Source organism: Buttiauxella sp., assembly GCF_035271705.1.
In the GTDB taxonomy this organism is placed as follows: Bacteria; Pseudomonadota; Gammaproteobacteria; order Enterobacterales; family Enterobacteriaceae; genus Buttiauxella.
Map to the genome: position 1 here is coordinate 18,445 of NZ_DATERI010000123.1, position 19,820 is coordinate 38,264.

At 50.0% G+C, this 19,820-nt stretch carries 15 protein-coding genes; 7 read left to right on the top strand and 8 right to left on the bottom strand.

Annotated features, from left to right (window positions below; translation table 11 throughout):
- Window positions 1-188: 188 nt before the first annotated feature.
- The 5 genes from pqiC to rlmKL are packed head-to-tail and all read right to left on the bottom strand — an operon-like array spanning window position 189 to window position 7,694.
- Entirely contained in the window at window positions 189-752 is a 564-nt protein-coding gene (gene pqiC, locus VJY99_RS11305) for a membrane integrity-associated transporter subunit PqiC (protein ID WP_324118468.1), read from the bottom strand.
- Complete coding sequence (pqiB, locus tag VJY99_RS11310; protein WP_324118470.1) at window positions 749-2,389, bottom strand: intermembrane transport protein PqiB; 1,641 nt, start codon at window positions 2,387-2,389, stop codon at window positions 749-751. Before pqiB ends, pqiC begins: the two co-directional genes overlap by 4 nt.
- The gene (pqiA, locus tag VJY99_RS11315) at window positions 2,379-3,647 is read right to left on the bottom strand and encodes a membrane integrity-associated transporter subunit PqiA (protein ID WP_324118472.1); all 1,269 of its coding nucleotides are present in this window, start codon (window positions 3,645-3,647) and stop codon (window positions 2,379-2,381) included. Before pqiA ends, pqiB begins: the two co-directional genes overlap by 11 nt.
- A 16-nt stretch (window positions 3,648-3,663) precedes the next feature.
- A complete protein-coding gene (locus VJY99_RS11320; protein WP_324118474.1) occupies window positions 3,664-5,571 on the bottom strand; it encodes an ABC transporter ATP-binding protein in 1,908 nt (635 codons plus the stop codon).
- A gap of 5 nt (window positions 5,572-5,576) precedes the next feature.
- Window positions 5,577-7,694, bottom strand: coding sequence for a bifunctional 23S rRNA (guanine(2069)-N(7))-methyltransferase RlmK/23S rRNA (guanine(2445)-N(2))-methyltransferase RlmL (gene rlmKL, locus VJY99_RS11325; RefSeq protein ID WP_324118476.1), 2,118 nt, complete (start codon window positions 7,692-7,694; stop codon window positions 5,577-5,579).
- Between the two features lie 236 nt (window positions 7,695-7,930).
- Between rlmKL and VJY99_RS11330 the strand changes: the two genes are divergently transcribed.
- On the top strand, window positions 7,931-9,043 hold the full coding sequence (locus VJY99_RS11330) for a YcbX family protein (protein ID WP_324118478.1): 1,113 nt from the start codon (window positions 7,931-7,933) through the stop codon (window positions 9,041-9,043).
- Here the strand turns inward: VJY99_RS11330 and zapC are convergent.
- Both zapC and pyrD read right to left on the bottom strand, forming a co-directional pair.
- A complete protein-coding gene (zapC, locus tag VJY99_RS11335; protein ID WP_324118480.1) occupies window positions 9,040-9,582 on the bottom strand; it encodes a cell division protein ZapC in 543 nt (180 codons plus the stop codon). The genes VJY99_RS11330 and zapC overlap by 4 nt on opposite strands.
- Window positions 9,583-9,751: 169 nt before the next feature.
- Entirely contained in the window at window positions 9,752-10,762 is a 1,011-nt protein-coding gene (gene pyrD / locus VJY99_RS11340) for a quinone-dependent dihydroorotate dehydrogenase (RefSeq protein ID WP_324118482.1), read from the bottom strand.
- Window positions 10,763-11,011: 249 nt separating this feature from the next.
- Between pyrD and ssuE the strand changes: the two genes are divergently transcribed.
- From ssuE to ssuB, 5 genes are all read left to right on the top strand, one after another.
- Window positions 11,012-11,587: an NADPH-dependent FMN reductase gene (ssuE, locus tag VJY99_RS11345; protein ID WP_324118484.1), complete on the top strand. Its 576-nt coding sequence runs from the start codon at window positions 11,012-11,014 to the stop codon at window positions 11,585-11,587.
- Window positions 11,580-12,530 carry a sulfonate ABC transporter substrate-binding protein gene (locus VJY99_RS11350; protein ID WP_324118486.1) on the top strand — a complete coding sequence of 317 codons (951 nt, stop codon included), beginning with the start codon at window positions 11,580-11,582 and terminating at the stop codon, window positions 12,528-12,530. The genes ssuE and VJY99_RS11350 overlap by 8 nt, the downstream gene beginning before the upstream one ends.
- A 146-nt stretch (window positions 12,531-12,676) precedes the next feature.
- Complete coding sequence (ssuD, locus tag VJY99_RS11355; protein WP_324118488.1) at window positions 12,677-13,822, top strand: FMNH2-dependent alkanesulfonate monooxygenase; 1,146 nt, start codon at window positions 12,677-12,679, stop codon at window positions 13,820-13,822.
- A 10-nt stretch (window positions 13,823-13,832) separates the two neighbouring features.
- Window positions 13,833-14,624: an aliphatic sulfonate ABC transporter permease SsuC gene (ssuC, locus tag VJY99_RS11360; protein ID WP_324118490.1), complete on the top strand. Its 792-nt coding sequence runs from the start codon at window positions 13,833-13,835 to the stop codon at window positions 14,622-14,624.
- A complete protein-coding gene (gene ssuB / locus VJY99_RS11365) occupies window positions 14,621-15,394 on the top strand; it encodes an aliphatic sulfonates ABC transporter ATP-binding protein (RefSeq protein WP_324118492.1) in 774 nt (257 codons plus the stop codon). The genes ssuC and ssuB overlap by 4 nt, the downstream gene beginning before the upstream one ends.
- 85 nt (window positions 15,395-15,479) lie before the next feature.
- On the opposite strand, the gene pepN is transcribed toward ssuB, so the two are convergent.
- On the bottom strand, window positions 15,480-18,092 hold the full coding sequence (pepN, locus tag VJY99_RS11370) for an aminopeptidase N (RefSeq protein WP_324118494.1): 2,613 nt from the start codon (window positions 18,090-18,092) through the stop codon (window positions 15,480-15,482).
- Between the two features lie 369 nt (window positions 18,093-18,461).
- Between pepN and pncB the strand changes: the two genes are divergently transcribed.
- Window positions 18,462-19,664 (top strand): nicotinate phosphoribosyltransferase, encoded by a 1,203-nt coding sequence (gene pncB, locus VJY99_RS11375; RefSeq protein WP_324118496.1) that lies wholly within the window; start codon window positions 18,462-18,464, stop codon window positions 19,662-19,664.
- Window positions 19,665-19,820 lie beyond the last annotated feature (156 nt).

Consider the following 19,820-nt stretch of genomic DNA (forward strand, 5'->3'; position numbering starts at 1 on the left):
AACGAATACCTGTAAAAACCGTTATCGTCAATGCGCAAAATTCACGCCAATGTCATAAATGTGAGCTACGTAGGATATGATTTGCAAAAAAAAACGTGAAGCAGGAGGGATAACAAATTAATGCCAAAAGAAAAGCTGCGCTCCGCTTTGATTGCGAATGACGCAGCTTTTTTGTGCTACTGAGAGGATTAATTAAAGCGTGTTAGCTGGCTGGCTATGCTTTGCGCCTCTTGCTGCCAGGCCTGAGCTAAGGTTTTTACCATCGCATCATAGCCATCGACTTGTTGCTTCAACTCAACATGGAACGGACGCTTAATCATCTGACCCTGGTGATTGAGAAGCCATTCACCACTGACAATCACTTTCCCGTCATAACGTCCGTGGAAGCCAGTCACGTTAACGCTCAGCGTATCCTGAACACTACCGAGCGGCTGTGATGCCACCACCCACCCCGGTAATGCGCTGCTCAAATTGCTCACCAGAGTATTGCGTAGTTGCTGATCCAAAGGACTCGCCCACAAATTACTGGAAGCAATAACGTATTGCACATCGCTGGTCTGATAAACCACGCCGTTTCCGGCGAGGTAATCAGGAACGCTAACTTGATCTACCCATAATAAATGGGTGCCAGGTTGGCCCACCGCCTGCATAGTCGGTGTTGAGCTTTGAGGCAGTTGGTAATACGTTTTTCCATCATCGCTGCTACATGCCGTTAAAACTAAAGCAGCAACTATCAGAAGCCATTTTTTCATTGTTGTGCCCTCTTCGGCTGGGGATCTTTTTTATCCTTCGCTTCAAAGATCAGCGAATTGCTCTTATCGTTCAACGTCCGTAGGACAGGTTGCAATTCACGCAGAACTTGATCAAGTCGCTGCATATCGGCAACCATCTTATTGTATGCCGCTGAGCCCGGCTGGAAGCCCTGCATACTGCGATTGAGCTCACGCAACGTTGTCTGCATATCTGCTGGTAGCTCCTGCATTGATTTATTCGCTGTAATCTTATTCAGATTATCCAGCGTCTGCTGCAAGCGTTTCATCGTCTGCTGGCTTTCACTCAACGCGTTAGTCGCTTGTTCGATCATCGGATTGAGCGGCAAGTTGTTAATCTTATCCAGTGTTTCTAGCAAACGTTGTTGGATTTGGGCAAGGCCACCGCTCATGGTTGGGATGATTGTATAGCCAGCAAACTCATCCATGCCCGTTACAACAGGCTCTTTCGGGAAGAAATCGAGCTCAATATACAGTGCACCGGTCACCAGACTGCCGGTTTTCATTGATGCTCTTAATCCACGTTTGAGCAGTGACAGCATTTTTTCCTTAACACGAACATCATCACCAATAAGATTCTCCAAACGTTCTGGTTCGATACGAATGAGGATCGGGATGCGGAAATCACCACTCAGTTTTTCGCGCATACCTTCTGTAAAGAATGGAACCTTCGCCACGGTCCCCAGACGAATGCCGCGAAACTCAACCGGGGCACCAGGTTGCAGGCCACGAACTGAATCTTTGAAGAACAAAAGGTAATCAATGTGATCGGTATAGAGCGAATCCTGAATACTTTTTTGATCGTCAAAGAGTCTGTATTCGCTACCGGGTTTTGCCGGTTTTCCTATATCCAGGGTATCTGGCACGTCGAAACTCACCCCACCGCTAAATAGCGTGGTCAGTGACCCCATTTCCACACGCATCCCCTGCGAAGACAAATCCACTGCAATACCGCTGTCTTTCCAGAAACGCGCGTTAGTGGTCACCAGACGGTCGTTTGGCGCGCCAATAAATAATCGATAATTCATACTGCGTTTTACCGGATCAAAATGGCTGGTTTCCACCGACCCGACCTGATAACCACGGAACAATACCGGGTCGCCTGGTGAAAGCTGCCCGGCTTTGTTGCTATCAAGTGTGATACGAATACCTTCGGCATCAGGTGGTGCTAGCGGGGGGGAGTCCAGCAATTTGTATTGCGGGGGCGGCGCACCCTTCGTTCCGGGTTGTAGCTCAATATAGGCACCTGAAAGCAGAGTACTCAAGCCAGAAACACCCTCCCGCCCTATCTGCGGTTTCACGACCCAAAACACCGAATCTTGATACAGCAGTTTTTCCATACCTGATTGCATACGGGCAGTAATTTTCACGTGAAGAAGATCATCAGAAAGCACAGCGCTTTCTACAAAGCCGACATCCACACTACGGCTCTTGATGGTGGTTTTCCCACCTTCAATACCTTCTGCATTGGTCGTTATGAGCGTAACTAATGGCCCCTGATGACTGTAGTGGTAAAACAAGATCCAGGCGCCGATAAGCAAGGTAACGATGGGGAAAATCCACACCGGGGACCAGTTCTTCACTTTTTCTACTTTTGCTTCCCCGCTACTATTTTCCATACTCAGCCGACTCCTCATGAGTTGAATCAGGTGCGCGATCCCAGGACAAACGAGGGTCAAAGGTCATCGCCGCAAACATTGTCAAAATAACCACTATTGCAAACATGACTGCCCCAAGAGCTGGGTAGATATTCATCAATCCTCCCATGCGTACCAGAGCAGATAATACTGCAATTACAAATACATCAATCATTGACCATCGTCCCACAAATTCAACCACTTCATAGACTAAATGCATCCTTTCACTGTCACGTTCCCCGTGGCCGTTTGCATCCCAACACAACCAGGCTATCGCAATCATTTTCAACGTCGGCACGACGATACTGGCGATAAAAATAACCAACGCGACAGGATATGAACCTTCACTCCACAAAAGGGTCACACCTGCAATAATCGTTGATGGGTATTTGCTCCCCAACACCTCGGTTATCATGATAGGCAGGAGGTTAGCAGGGAAATACAGGATAATAGAGGTCAATAACAGTGCGAGTGTCCATTGCAAACTATTGCGGCGACGTACATAACCCTTTGTTTCGCAACGTGGGCAGGTTGACATATCTTCTGGAACAATTGCAGTGCAACAAGAACAAGAACGCAGCCCTTGCCGAATACCTGCTACACCCACTTTGAGCGGTGAAGAAATTACGGGGAAAGGGGCAATATCATCCCAAAGCCAACGTCTATCCACACATTGGAATGCCCGTAGCTGCAACACACAAAACAGACACCACGGAACAAAGCTGCTGCCAACCCCAATATCACCGTAAGCTATCAGTTTGACAAAGCTCACCAGTACACCGGCCAGAAAAATTTCTGCCATACCCCAGGACTTCAACTGGAATAGTACACGTGCCAGCCACCTTTTCAGCGAATTGGGCATTGCCACCCGGTTAACTAACAGCAAAATAGTGACTAAGCAGAATGCGGGTACTGCTTGTACGAAAGCCATAAAGAACATCCCGAGGCTTGCGTAATTCTCATTAAATAAGACACCTGGAATTTCAAGTAAGCTGACTTCACTGTTTATCCCGCCCACCTTCATACTAATAAAAGGGAATAGGTTGGATAGCACCAGCATAAAGAGGGCTGTCAGCGCATAAGCCGTGGGCCGCTGGCGCGGAGAGGACCATTGAGTGATCAATGTGGTGCCACAACGTGGGCAGTTGGCCTTTTGGCCGTCCTGCAATACTGGTAGAGCTACCAGTAAGTCACATTGCGAACACAATATGTGTGAACGTTCGTGATGCGTGGCACACATATCGTGTCTCCTTGCGTTATGCGCCGTTTTTCAGAGCTTCAAGATATTCCCAGCGCTCAAAAGCATCTTCCAATGCTTTTTCAGCTGTAGACAGGTCGCCCAAGGTTTTTTGTGTGACATCATGCGGTTGGTTGAAAAACTCTGCATCACCGACTTTCGCTTGTAATGTTTCCAGCTCACTCTCAAGCTGTTCAAGACGTTGCGGTAATTGCTCTAATTCACGTTGCAAATTATAGCTTAGCTTGCTGCTGGCACGTTTAACAACATCGGCTTTCGCTGCGGTGTTGTTTTGCGCTTTATCTGCCACAGTCTGGCGCAAAGATTGAGCAGATGCCTGCTGGCCTTTAGCATCATGGTAACCACCAACATAGCGGCCAATTTTACCTTCACCTTCGAAAATCCAGCATTCGGTAACGGTATTATCAACAAATTGACGATCGTGGCTTACCAACATGACGGTGCCCTGATAACCATCAATCAGCTCTTCCAGCAATTCGAGCGTTTCGACATCCAGATCGTTTGTCGGTTCATCGAGAATCAATAAGTTACTTGGTTTCAGGAACAAGCGGGCCAGCAACAGACGGTTACGCTCACCGCCTGATAATGCGCGAACTGGCGTCATCGCACGTTTTGGATGGAACAAGAAATCCTGCAAATAACCCAAAACATGGCGCGGCTTACCGTTCACCATCACTTCTTGTTTGCCTTCTGCGAGGTTGTCCATCACCGTACGGTCCGGATCAAGCTCGGCACGGTGCTGGTCAAAGTACGCCACTTCCAGTTTAGTGCCGCAATGTACGCGACCACTGTCAGCTTCTAGTTGGCTTAACATCAGTTTCAGCAGCGTCGTTTTACCGCAGCCGTTCGGCCCAACCAGCGCAATTTTATCACTGCGTTGAACCTGGGCAGAAAAGTCTTTCACCAGCGCACGCTGAGCAATGGAATAGCAAACATCTTCCATCTCAAAGACAATTTTCCCTGAGCGTGCCGCTTCTTCCACCTGCATTTTGGCGCTACCCAGCACTTCGCGACGTGCACTACGTTCGTTACGCATAGCTTTTAACGCACGAACACGGCCTTCGTTACGGGTACGACGCGCTTTAATCCCCTGACGAATCCAGACTTCTTCCTGTGCCAGTTTGCGATCGAACTCGGCATTTTGCAGATCTTCAACGCGCAGCGCTTCTTCTTTCGCCAACAAATATTGATCGTAATCGCCAGGATAAGAAACCAATTTGCCACGATCAAGATCGACAATACGGGTGGCCATATTGCGAATAAAGGAACGGTCGTGGGAGATAAACACGATGCTGCCCTGGAACTCTTTCAGGAAGCCTTCCAACCAGTCAATCGCTTCAATATCCAGGTGGTTGGTGGGTTCATCAAGCAGCAATACACGCGGAGAACTCACCAATGCACGACCCAGCGCCGCTTTACGCAACCAACCACCAGACAGTGCTGACAGTTCGGTATCCGCATCCAGACCTAATTGCAGCAACACTTCATTGATACGGCTTTCAAGTTGCCAGAGATTCTGGTTATCCAGAATGTCCTGAATACGCGCCATCTCGTTGAGATTTTTATCACTCGGATCGGTCATCACTTTATGAGAAATATCGTGATAAGCCTTGAGATGTTCAGCCTGTTCTTCAACGCCTTCAGCGACGAAATCGTAAACCGTTCCCGCCACATTACGCGGAGGATCCTGTTGCAGACGAGCCACTATCACATCTTGTTCGTAAATCATGCGCCCATCATCCAATGGGACTTCACGATTGAGGATCTTCATCAGCGTGGATTTACCCGCGCCGTTACGCCCTACCAAACAGACTCGTTCGTTTTCTTCAATATGGAGTTCAGTGTTATCTAATAACGGTGCGTCACTAAAGGACAACCAGGCACCGTGCATACTAATTAATGACATGACAATTAATCCTTGGCTACGTGAGTAACGAGCCAGCAGTTATGAATTTGGCGATTACGGGCAAAGTCTTGCGATTGAGTTTTCTGAGTGATTTCCTGAGCGTTTAAGCCCAGATTAGCCAACCCGTCAAAGTCCATCTTGAAGCCACGTTTATTGTTGGAGAACATAACGGTGCCACCAGGCCGCAACAGGCGTTTGAGGTCTTTCATCAGCACCAGATGGTCGCGCTGGACATCAAAAGATTCTTCCATGCGTTTTGAGTTCGAGAACGTAGGTGGATCGATAAAAATCAGATCAAACTGTTCATCGGTTTCACGCAACCAGCCCAGGCAATCAGCCTGCATCAGGCGGTGAGCGCGGCCACTCAAGCCATTCAGACGCAAGTTACGTTCTGCCCACTCCAGATAAGTACGGGACATATCAACGGTAGTCGTTGTTTTAGCACCGCCCAAACCGGCATGTACTGTCGCACTACCGGTATAAGCAAACAGGTTGAGGAAATCCTTACCTTTGCTCATTTTGCCCAGCATGTGGCGGGCAATACGGTGGTCGAGGAATAAACCAGTATCAAGATAATCCGTCAGGTTGACCCACAGGCGCGCGTTATATTCGCTGACTTCCATGAAGTCGCCCTTTTCATCCATTTTCTGGTACTGGCTTTTCCCTTTCTGGCGTTCACGGGTTTTCAGTATCAGGCGGTTGGACGGTAATTCCAACACTGAAAGCGTTGCTGCAATCACATCAAACAAACGCTGGCGGGCTTTATTCGCATCAACCGTTTTCGGTGGTGCGTATTCCTGCACGACAACCCATTCACCATAGCGGTCAACGGCAACGTTATATTCCGGCAGATCCGCGTCGTAAATTCGGTAGCATTCGATACCTTCTTGACGCGCCCACTTGTCGAGTTTTTTGATGTTTTTGCGCAGACGGTTCGCGTAATCATCAGCAATTTCACCCGATGCTGCACCGGTGCTGTTTTCTGATAGCTGGTAGTTTTTCTGCACGCAATCCAGCGGACCGTTCTTTGCTTTAAACTGGCGTTCAGCGCGCAGTTGCAGGCAACTGAGCAGATCAGGAGATGCGCTAAACAGTGACAGATTCCAGCCGCCGAAATGGTTCTTCATATTGCGGCCTAACAAGCTGTGCAGTGCAATCAGCGCAGGTTCACTATCAAGACGCTCGCCGTAAGGCGGGTTGCTGATAACCGTACCCACAGGCCCTTCCGGCAGTGGATTGTTCAGCTTAGCAACGTCTTTCACTTCATAACTGATGATATCGGCCAGACCTGCACGACGGGTGTTAGCACGGGCGCGTTCAATCACGCGAGAATCGTTATCCGAACCGAAGAAACGTGAGGTGTATTCGCCAAGACCTTTACGGGCACGAACCTGGGCTTCGGTGTTGATTTCTTTCCACAGATCCACATCGTGATTTGCCCAGCCGAGGAAACCCCAATGCTTGCGATGCAAACCCGGCGCACGATCAGTTGCGATCATCGCGGCTTCAATAAGCAGCGTACCGGAACCACACATGGGATCGAGCAGCGGTGTGCCCGGCTGCCAGCCTGAGCGCATCACAATGGCTGATGCCAGGGTTTCTTTAATCGGAGCCGCGCCAGTGCTGTCACGGTAGCCACGCTGATGCAAGCCTTCGCCACTTAAATCCAGCGCGATACTGGCGGTATCTTTATTCAGCCAGACATTAATACGCAGGTCAGGTTGCTCGCGTTCGACATTCGGACGCGGCAGATTTTTACGCGTGAAGGAGTCAACAATGGCATCCTTCACTTTTAGCGCGCCGTACTGGCTATTACGGATAACCTCGTTCAGGCCGCTGAAATGCACCGCGAAGGTCGCATCTGGGCCAAAGAGCGCGGGCCAGTCGATGGTTTGTACTCCAAGGTACAAATCCAGGTCGCTATAAACTTTGCATTCGTTTAATGGCAGCAAAATGCGGGACGCAAGGCGGCTCCACATCAGGCTTTGATAGAGCAGACGTGAGTCCCCCTGGTAATGTACGCCGCCCTGAACCACCTGGCATGCTTGTGCACCAAGGCCCTCCAGTTCAGTTTTTAATAGCTCTTCAAGCCCACGCGCCGTACTGGCAAACAGAGAATTCATATCGTCACTTAATCAGGTGTAAAAAGAAAATTGTGGCGCATTATAGCCAATCTGCAACGCATGTCATAAAGTTGGCCTCTTATATTATTCTTTCTACCCTAATTAATTCGAGTTGCAGGCAGGCGGCGACGCAGTAAGTTCCCAAGAGCTTACTCCAGTAAGTGACTGGGGTGGACGAGGAAAGCCAACGCACATGCAAGTTGAAGTATGACGGGGAAATGCATGGAGAGCGCGCAGTGATCAGCCTATCCCAACTTTATATTCATCCAGTGAAATCTATGCGCGGTCTTGCCCTCTCGCATGCTCAGGCGACCACCAGCGGTTTGGCTTTCGACCGTATTTTTATGGTGACAGAGCTTGACGGTACTTTTATTACGGCGCGGCAGTATCCGCAAATGGTGCTATTCACTCCGGCAATCGCCCAAGATGGTTTATTTTTGAGTGCACCAGACGGCAGCTCTGCCACCGTACGCTTCGCCGATTTTCAACCTCAAGCCGAACCGACTGAAGTCTGGGGTAATCATTTCACCGCGCAGATAGCGCCGGATGAAATTAACCAATGGCTAAGCGGCTTTTTTTCACGACCTGTGCAATTACGTTGGCTGGGAGAAACATTAACCCGTCGTGTAAAACGTCATGAAGAAGTGCCTTTGTCGTTTGCCGATGGTTTCCCGTTCTTGTTGGCCAACGAAGCCTCATTGCGCGATTTGCAAAATCGCTGTCCGGCGAGTGTGAAAATGACACAATTCCGCCCGAATATTGTTGTCACGGGCGCGCAAGCCTGGGCCGAAGATAGTTGGCAAGTAGTGCGCATTGGTGGTGTGACATTTGATGTCGCGAAACCCTGTAGCCGTTGTATTTTCACCACCGTCAGCCCAGAGCGTGGCCGCAAACATCCCAGCGGTGAACCTCTGGCGACGTTGCAACGCTTCCGTACCGCGCTTGATAATGGCGATGTCGATTTTGGTCAGAATCTGATTGCCCGTAATAGCGGTGTTATTCGTGTAGGTGATGAACTGGAAGTGTTAGCCAGCAAACCCGCGAAAGTGTATGGCGCAGGGGAAATCGCTGAAGTCGTTGAACCTTTTGAGCAACAAGAAAGTCTCTTGGATGTTGACTGGCAGGGTCAGGTTTTTCGTGGCAATAACCAACAGATTCTCCTTGAACAGCTAGAACAGCAAGGCGTTCGTGTGCCTTATTCTTGCCGAGCGGGGATCTGCGGTAGCTGTCGAATTAAGTTAGTCAGTGGGGAAGTGAAAGCATTGAAAAAAAGCGCCGTGGGAAATGATGGCACTATTCTCTGTTGCAGTTGCGTTCCTGCTGGAGATGTAAAGATCGAAGAGGTTTAAACGGCCTGGTCAAGACTGAGGTCGTTACCCATCGGTTGCGGCCTTAATCTGTCATTCATCACTTTAATAGCATCACCAAGTTGCATGGTACGGCCTGCAAGTTGCAAACCCGGTTGGGCCAGCAAACAAAGTGCTGCGTTATTACCGGCTTCAACCACCAGCAGATTAACCTGCTGCATATCCTCACTCAACCATACACAAGCGGCATCACCAGGTATGGGTTGCCAGCACTCTCCATGAGAGATGAAGTGCCAGCTTTTTGGCATTTGCGGCTTCAGATAACGAATGGCGACCAACGCATTTAACACCAGTTCGGCACGCTGTTCTTTACTTAATAACAGGTCACGACATTTCTCTTCGAAGGAGAAGTAAAGCGCTGCGTCATCAACACAAAACCCAGTCTTTTCAAAGGCATCGGGTGTGAGCATTTTACGAGGGAAACGGGAACGGAATAGCATACCATTGGCTAAATCGAGCATCATACGATCATGCTCTTCATCAAAATACCAACGCCAATTATCGTCCGGTTTTATCCGCATAACTAGTTGCCCTTTCGTTTATTCCCACGATTTAAAACATCCTTCCCGCCGCTTCGTTAATGAGCATATTAATGAAAGACCAATATGTCTAATTTAGCAACAGTGGTGGAATATAAAACAACCAGGGCTGAAAATAAAGCCCTGGTTGTCTGAAAGGTAAACGCTGAGACTAGATTCCTGAGACGATTTCTTTTATCAGCGGTGGGCCTTTAAATATGAAACCGGAATATATTTGAACCAGTGAGGCACCCGCCGCCATCTTCTCGCGAGCAGCAATCACCGAATCAATACCACCGACACCAATAATCGGTAAACGACCATTTAATTCTTGCGACAGACGACGAATAATTTCTGTACTCTTCAATTGCACTGGGCGGCCACTTAATCCCCCCATTTCATCGCAATATTTCATGCCCTGAACGAGGCTACGATCCAATGTAGTATTGGTTGCAATGACTCCGTCAATATTATGGCGGACTAAACTGTCAGCAACCTGGATCAATTCTTCCTCGGATAGATCCGGGGCAATCTTCACAGCCACTGGCACATATTTATGGTGCAATTCCTGAAGCGTTTGCTGCTTATTTTTAATCGCAACTAACAGATCATCTAACGCTTCGCCGTATTGCAGCGAGCGCAATCCTGGGGTATTTGGTGAGGAAATATTGATCGCGATATAACCCGCATAAGGATAAATTTTATCCATGCAGATCAAATAGTCGTCTTTACCTTGCTCAACTGGAGTGTCTTTATTCTTGCCAATATTGATGCCCAACACCCCATCGAAATGGGATTTTTTGACGTTCTCGACCAGGTTATCTACGCCGTGGTTATTGAACCCCATGCGGTTAATCAGGCCTTCTGCTTCTACAAGGCGGAAGATACGCGGCTTGTCATTTCCTGGCTGTGGGCGAGGCGTTACGGTACCAATTTCAATCGAGCCAAAGCCCATGGCACCTAGTGCATCAATACACTCACCGTTTTTATCCAAACCCGCAGCAAGACCCAGAGGGTTCTTAAATGTCAGACCCATGCAGGTCACAGGTTTAGATGGCACATTTTGCCGCACCAGCCATTCGAGAGGTGTACCTGTTACACGACGCAATTGCTGAAATGTCACTTCATGAGCGCGCTCGGGATCGAGCTTGAAAAGGGCTTTACGAACGAAGGGATAGTACATGAACACTCCAGAATTCCCAGTATACAAACTGGGGCAGTATTATTAACGATAACGCCGCTGAATGGAATTGACCTGCGACAAAAAAGGCTGGATCAGCGCAAACGTTTTCTTCCTCTGTGCTGTGTTATGCGATTTTTGGAAATTGATTACCAGATAAATCATTTAGTGGAAAAACACTTCTGCGCGACTATCACACTCAATTGTTATCAAAGTTACTTAAATGCAAACATTTGGTTATAAGGATACGACATGCGTGTGATTACCCTTGCTGGAAGCCCCCGCTTCCCTTCCCGTTCCAGTGCTCTGCTGGAGTATGCTCGCGAAAAATTAAGCGCACTGGATATCGAGGTGTGTCACTGGCATCTACAGAATTTCGCACCTGAAGATTTACTGTACGCCCGTTTTGATAGCCCAGCACTGCTTGCCTTAATTGAGCAACTGCAGCAGGCCGATGGCGTGATCATCGCGACACCTGTTTATAAAGCTTCTTTTTCTGGTGCCTTGAAAACATTGCTCGACCTGTTGCCTGAACGTGCGCTGGATAAAAAAGTTGTGCTGCCATTGGCAACCGGCGGAACTGTGGCACATATGCTGGCGGTCGATTACGCATTGAAGCCAGTACTTAATGCGCTGAAAGCACAGGAAATTCTTCACGGTGTGTTTGCTGATGATAGCCAAATTGCCGACTACCAGCACAAACCCGTGTTCTCTAATAATTTACAACAACGCTTAGATAGCTCGTTGGAGACCTTCTGGCAGGCATTGCATCGTCGGGATTTTATCGTCTCCTCCCCGTTTAAAACTCAAGGAGTTGCTCATGTTTAATCTGCTAAAACGTACCGCGCCATGGCTAATGCTTACCGGTGCGTTGAGTCTGAGCGCGACAATTCACGCCGCTGAAACGGGGCCAGAGCAGTTGCGTATCGGTTATCAAAAAGGCTCAGTCAGTATGGTTCTGGCGAAAAGCCACGGCCTGCTGGAAAAAGAGTATCCGCAGACCAAGTTCCAGTGGATTGAATTCCCGGCGGGTCCGCAATTGCTGGAAGCCCTGAATATTGGCAGTATCGATCTGGGCAGTACCGGTGATATTCCACCAATCTTCGCCCAGGCGGCGGGAGCAGATCTGGTTTATGTCGGTTCAGAACCGGCGAAACCAAAAGCCGAAGTGATTCTGGTGCCGGAGAACAGCCCACTGAAAACTGTGGCTGACCTTAAAGGCCATAAAATTGCTTTCCAGAAAGGTTCAAGTTCTCACAATCTCGTTCTTCGCTCATTACAAAAAGCAGGGCTGAAATTTACTGATGTTCAGGCGACTTATTTAACGCCGGCAGATGCACGAGCAGCCTTCCAACAAGGCAATGTTGATGCCTGGGCAATTTGGGACCCGTACTACTCTGCAGCCTTGCTCAACGGTGGTGTCCGCGTCCTGACCGATGCCAGCGGGCTGAATCTAACCGGCTCTTTCTATCTGGCTTCACGCCCGTACGCTGAAAAAAATGGCCCATTCCTACAACATGTCCTCAAAACATTTAGCGATGCTGATGCGTTAACCCGCAGCCAGCGCGAAGCAAGTATTACGTTACTGGCAAAAACCATGGGGCTGCCTGAAAACGTCATCGCCACCTATTTCGACCACCGTCCACCGACAGTGATTACCCCAGTCAGTGCAGAAACGGCAGCCAAACAACAGAAAACCGCTGACCTGTTTTACGACAACCATTTAGTGCCTAAAAAAGTCGATATTAGCACCCGCATCTGGCAACCCTAACCACAGCAATACCCGAATAATTTGAGTTGTATCGCAGCGGCAAGAGAATGCATCCCGATGAGCTTACATCAGTCAGTGACTCGGGTAAGTGAACGCAGCCAACAAAGAGACAACTCGAAGTATGACGGGGATTAAGGAGATAAATCATGAGTCTGAATATGTTCTGGTTCTTACCTACCCATGGCGATGGCCACTACTTAGGCAGCAACGAGGCAGCGCGTCCAGTTGACCACGGTTACCTGCAACAAATTGCTCAGGCGGCAGACAGACTTGGCTTTACGGGTGTACTGATCCCAACTGGCCGTTCTTGCGAAGATGCGTGGCTGGTTGCCGCATCCATGATTCCGGTGACGCAGCGTTTAAAATTCCTGGTTGCACTGCGCCCGAGTGTTGTATCACCTACCGTAGCGGCTCGTCAGGCGGCTACGCTCGACAGGCTTTCTAACGGAAGGGCTTTGTTTAACCTGGTCACCGGGAGTGATCCGGAAGAGTTAGCCGCAGATGGCGTGTTCCTCAATCATCAGGAACGTTACGAAGCGTCAGCCGAATTTACCCGCATCTGGCGCCGCGTGCTGGAAGGTGAAACGGTCGATTACGAAGGCAAACATATTAAAGTCAAAGGGGCAAAATTGTTGTTCCCGCCAGTACAGCAGCCGCGTCCACCGCTCTACTTTGGCGGTTCATCGGATGTGGCACAAGACCTGGCCGCCGAGCAGGTTGATCTCTATCTCACCTGGGGTGAACCTCCTCATTTGGTAAAAGAGAAGATTGAACAAGTACGCGCCAAGGCTGCAGCCCACGGACGCACAGTGCGTTTCGGTATCCGCCTCCACGTGATTGTGCGTGAGACCAATGAAGAAGCATGGGATGCCGCGAATCGTCTGATTTCACAATTAGATGATGAAACCATTGCCAAAGCACAGGCCGCTTTTGCACGTACGGATTCCGTCGGCCAGCACCGTATGGCTGCGTTGCACGGCGGTAAGCGCGATAACCTGGAAATCAGCCCGAACTTATGGGCAGGTGTTGGCCTGGTGCGTGGCGGTGCGGGTACTGCGCTAGTCGGTGATGGCCCAACGGTTGCGGAACGCATTAACGAGTACGCCGCACTGGGTATCGACAGCTTTATCCTTTCCGGGTATCCGCATCTTGAAGAGGCTTATCGCGTCGGTGAACTGTTGTTCCCACACCTTGATGTCGCGATTCCACAAATTCCGCAACCCCGCCAGATACATGAGAAAGGCGAAGTGGTAGCGAATGACTTTATCCCGCGCAAAGTCGCGCAAAGCTAAGGAGCCGCTAATGACCCCTTCAACGCACAAACTGTTGTTGAGACTTGCCCCATGGGTGCTGCCGGTTGCCATTATCGCAATCTGGCAACTCTCCTCAAGCGTAGGTTGGCTTTCCAATCGCATTCTCCCATCGCCTGAAGGGGTGGTGGTCGCATTCTGGAACCTCTCAGCCAGCGGTGAATTGTGGCAGCACCTGGCCATTAGTTCCTGGCGTGCGGTGATTGGTTTCAGTATCGGCGGTTCTCTGGGATTAATTTTTGGGCTGATTAGTGGGCTCTCCCGTTGGGGAGAGCGTTTTCTGGACAGCTCAATTCAGATGTTACGTAACGTCCCGCATCTGGCGCTGATCCCGCTGGTGATCCTGTGGTTTGGTATCGATGAATCAGCGAAAATTTTCCTGGTTTCACTGGGTACGATGTTCCCCATTTACATCAATACCTGGCACGGTATCCGCAATATTGACCAGGGCTTGCTGGAAATGTCGCGCAGCTACGGGTTATCCGGCTTTAGCCTGTTCGCCCAGGTGATTCTGCCAGGCGCGCTCCCTTCTATTATGGTGGGGATTCGTTTCGCACTTGGCCTGATGTGGCTGACCTTAATCGTCGCAGAAACCATTTCTGCTAACTCAGGGATTGGTTATCTGGCGATGAATGCGCGTGAATTCTTGCAAACCGATGTTGTTGTCGTCGCCATTATTCTTTACGCCCTGCTCGGCAAACTTGCTGATATCAGTGCGCAATTACTCGAACGTGCCTGGCTTCGCTGGCACCCGGCCTACCAGTCACAGGAGCACAACGCATGAATACTGCTCGTTTAAATCAGGGGATCCCCCTACTCCTTAACAATGTGACCAAACGCTACGGCAACAAAACGATTTTGGATGAGCTGGAATTACACATCCCCGCAGGACAATTTGTCGCGGTGGTTGGGCGCAGCGGCGGTGGCAAAAGTACGTTGTTGCGTCTACTTGCGGGGCTGGAGAATCCCAATGGGGGATCACTGATTGCCGGTAATGCGCCGCTACGTGAAAGCCAGGACGAGACCCGCTTAATGTTTCAGGATGCGCGTCTGCTGCCGTGGAAATCCGTGATTAATAATGTTGGATTGGGGCTAAAAGGAAACTGGAAAGACGCGGCAACCCAGGCACTTGAGTCCGTTGGGCTTGCCAATCGCGCAACTGAATGGCCAGCAGCCCTTTCTGGTGGGCAAAAGCAGCGTGTGGCGCTAGCTCGCGCACTGATTCATCGCCCACGTCTGTTGTTACTCGATGAGCCATTAGGTGCGTTGGATGCCCTGACGCGTATTGAAATGCAGGAATTAATTGTTTCGCTGTGGCAGGAGCATGGTTTTACCGTGTTGCTGGTGACACACGATGTCAGCGAAGCCGTCGCCATGGCAGACAGGGTTTTGTTGATTGAAGAAGGGAAGATTGGGCTCGATTTGACGATTGATTTACCGCGTCCACGTAAGCTCGGCTCTGTGCGCCTGGCTGAACTGGAAGCGCAGGTGTTAGAGCGTGTTATGAAGCGGCAGGTGGTGGAAGAACCGGAACGCGTGGTGCGCACCGGTTGAATTTCATGGTGGATGACGCTCATCGCTTATCCACCCTACGATTTTGTAGGGCGGGTAAACGAAGTGTCACCCGCCGCTTTACTGATTAAGCCAACGCTTTAGAAATCTTCTCGAACAAATCACCGGACAGGTTTTCCAACCCTTTCAGTTGTTCCAGTGCCGCACGCATCATTTCCTGACGTTTCGCATCATAACGTTTCAGTCGAATTAACGGCTCAATCAAACGCGATGCCACCTGCGGATTACGGTGGTTCAACTCGCTGAGCATTTCCACCATAAATTGATAACCGCTGCCATCGAGTGCATGGAAGGCTGACGGGTTAGCCGCCGCAAATGCGCCAATGAGCGAACGCACGCGGTTGGGGTTACCGAGGCTAAATGAACGGTGGTTCAGCAACTCACGCACGTTGCTCAGCGTGTCTGCCGCAGGGCTTGTTGCCTGCAAGACAAACCACTTGTCCATCACCAGACCATCCTGATGCCACTTCTCATCAAACGCCGCCAGCAGTTCTGTACGGCATGGCAATTGCGCAACTACGCTTGCAGACAAGGCAGCGATAGAATCCGTCATGTTATCGGCACTTTGATACTGATGACGCACCAGCTGTTCAGCAAGCTGTTGTTCGCCAAAGGCCAGATAACGCAGACAAGTGTTACGCAGTGTCCGTTTACCAATATCCGCATGTTCTACGCGATAAGCATCGAGTTTGTTGGCGTTGTAAACCGCCAGGAACTCATCCGCCAGTTCGTTTGCCAGGGTGCGCGTTAAGGCTTCATGCACTGCGGCAATCGCCTGCGGATCGATTTTCTGGAACAGTTCAGCAATTTCGTTTTGCGAAGGAAGCGTCAGAATTTCTGCTGCCAGTGCCGGGTCAATGTTCTCATCCAGCAAAATGGCGCGGAACGCATCGGCCACATGCAGCGGCAGAGACAATGGCTGCCCTTGCTGGCTGCGGTTGACGTTCAGCTTAATGTAGGTCGCCAGCAGACTTTGCGCGGCATCCCAACGGGAGAAATCGTTGCGAGCATGGCGCATCAGGAACGTAAGTTGCTGGTCACTCCATTTGTATTCCAGTTTTACAGGTGCCGAGAATTCACGCAGCAACGATGGAACCGGTTGGAAGTAGACATTATCAAAGACAAATGTCTGCTCTTCCTGAGTCACATTCAACACAGGGTGAATGGGGTGACCATTTCTCTGCAACGGAATAACTTTGCCTTCGTTGTCATACAGTTCGATGTCGAACGGAATATGTAACGGATGCTTTTCCTGTTGCTCAGCCGTTGGCGGTGTCGCCTGGCTGACGGTCAGCGTGTAGAGCTCTTTTTCTGGATCGTAGTCGTCATGAACGGTGACGACTGGCGTGCCTGCCTGGCTGTACCAACGGCGGAAATGTGACAGGTCAACATTTGACGCATCTTCCATCGCTTGCACGAAATCATCACAGGTAGCCGCACTGCCGTCATGACGTTCGAAGTACAGTTGCATGCCTTTCTGGAAGTTTTCTTCGCCCAGTAAAGTGTGCAGCATACGGATAACTTCAGAACCTTTTTCATACACGGTCAACGTGTAGAAGTTGTTCATTTCAATCACTTTATCCGGGCGAATCGGGTGTGCCATCGGGCTTGCGTCTTCGGCAAACTGGGCGGCACGCATGGTGCGCACGTTTTGAATGCGGTTTACCGCGCGTGAACCGAGGTCAGAGCTAAATTCTTGATCACGGAAAACAGTCAGGCCTTCTTTCAGGCTCAACTGGAACCAGTCACGGCACGTCACACGGTTGCCGGTCCAGTTGTGGAAGTATTCGTGGCCGATAACACGTTCGATATCGAGGTAGTCTTTATCGGTCGCCGTTTGCGCACGCGCCAGGACATATTTGGAGTTAAAGACGTTCAGCCCTTTGTTTTCCATGGCGCCCATGTTGAAGAAGTCGACGGCAACAATCATATAAATGTCGAGGTCATACTCGAGACCGAAACGGGTTTCATCCCATTTCATCGATGCTTTCAGCGACGTCATCGCCCAGCTCGCACGGTCCAGATTGCCACGGTCGACAAACAATTCCAGTGCAACATCGCGGCCTGAACGGGTTTTAAAGGTATCGCGTAGGACGTCAAAATCCCCTGCCACCAACGCAAACAGGTAACACGGTTTTGGGAACGGATCTTGCCATTGCACCCAATGACGACCATTTTCCAGTTCGCCCTCAGCAATGCGGTTGCCGTTGGATAACAGGAATGGATACTGTTTTTTATCGGCAATGATTTTAGTGGTGAAGCGCGCCAGAACGTCTGGTCGGTCGAGATACCAGGTAATGTGGCGGAAACCTTCAGCTTCACACTGCGTGCAAAGCGCATCACCTGAAAGGTACAGACCTTCCAGCGCTGTATTAGTCGCAGGGCTGATTTCGTTAACAATGGTCAGCGTGAAGGCTTCAGGCAATGACTCGATGATCAATGCGCCCTCTTCCTGGCGATAATCTTCCCAGGTGGTACCATTTACAGCCACAGACACCAGCGTCAGGTCTTCGCCATCAAGACGCAGTGGTGCACCTGCCGTGCCCTGGCGGGTAATCTGGCTAATCGCTGTGACCAGGGTTTTTGCGGCATCAAGGTCAAAGGTCAAATCGATATCGGTAATCGTGTAATCCGGCGCACGGTAGTCGTGGCGATATTTGGCTTGTGGCTGTTGTGTCATAAAAAACCTTATACATCATCCGTAAGTTTGCGGAGTTTAGTCTATTCCTGTTGCCCGAATGTTGCCACGCAGAATCTTCAACTTTTGAGGCTAATATCGCCAGTATTCCCTAAATAATTCATGTCGAAGCAAGGCGGCAAGGGAGCAAATTCCCAGGAGCTTACTAAAGTCAGTGACTGGGGTTTGTGAGTGCAGCCAACGCCGCTGCGGCTTGAAGTATGACGGGACGGCACAAATTGCCATCGACCACAAAATGCCCGTGTGTTGTGATCCAGGTTTAATAAACAGATAATCAGGGTATACTCCTGCGTCTTTTATCTGCTTAGCCCTTGATGGAAACGCTCCAGTGAGAGGATGCTGCAACGCGCCATGACACGACACGCTTCCCCGATTTTGCAAACGCTACTGGATACTGACGCCTATAAGCTTCATATGCAGCAAGCGGTATTCCACCGTTATCACGACGTGAGCGTCGCGGCCGAGTTCCGTTGCCGCGGTGACGACCTGCTGGGCGTCTATGCTGATGCCATCCGTGAACAGGTAGATTTAATGCAACACCTCGTGCTGAATGACGAGGAGTTCTCCTTTTTGGAAACGCTGCCGTTCTTCAAAGCAGATTATCTCACGTGGCTGCGTACTTTCCGCTACGACCCCACTCAGGTGCACATCAGCAATAACAACGGCCACTTAGATATTCGTCTAACCGGTTCGTGGCTGGAAGTGATTATGTGGGAAGTCCCATTGCTGGCCGTGATCAGCGAAGTGGTGCATCAACACCGCTCACCGAGCGTAACCCCACAAATGGCTTTAGCGAGTCTGGAAAGCAAATTGCTCCAGTTCAAAGAACTGACGACAGATATCGATCTTTCTGCATTCCGCTTGATGGATTTTGGTACCCGTCGCCGTTTCTCGCGTGAAGTTCAGGAGGCTATCGTCAGCCGTCTGCAACAAGAATCGTGGTTCGTTGGCACCAGTAATTATGACCTGGCCCGTCGCCTGAAATTAACCCCGATGGGCACCCAAGCTCATGAATGGTTCCAGGCGCATCAACAAATCAGCCCAACTCTTGCCAATAGCCAGCGTGCTGCACTTCAGGCGTGGCTTGATGAATACCCAGATAAGCTAGGTATCGCGCTGACCGATTGCATCACCATGGATGCCTTCTTACGTGACTTTGACCTCGCGTTTGCCCGCCGTTATCAAGGGCTGCGTCACGATTCTGGGGATCCGGTTGAATGGGGCGAAAAAGCTATCGCCCATTACGAAAAACTCGGCATCGACCCAAAAACTAAAGTGCTGGTGTTTTCTGATAACCTCGATTTGCCAAAAGCCATTGAGCTATATCGACATTTCTGCGCCCGGGTCAATTTGAGTTTTGGTATTGGCACCCGTTTGACTTGCGATATTCCACAGGTAAAACCGCTTAACATTGTGATTAAGCTGGTGGAGTGCAATGGCAAGCCGGTTGCCAAACTGTCTGACAGCCCGGGCAAAACAATTTGCCACGATAAGGCCTTTGTCCAGGCGCTGCGTAAAGCCTTCGATTTGCCCCTGGTTAAGAAAGCCAGTTAATCCTGATAAAACCCATGAACAGTATTCATCTTGTTCATGGGTTCCCTTCTTTATTGTATTTCTTCATCTCTATGCGCAAAAGATTTCGAGGTGCAGGAAGGCAGCAAACGAGCAAATCCCCAGGAGCTTACATGAGTAAGTGACAGGGGTGAGCGA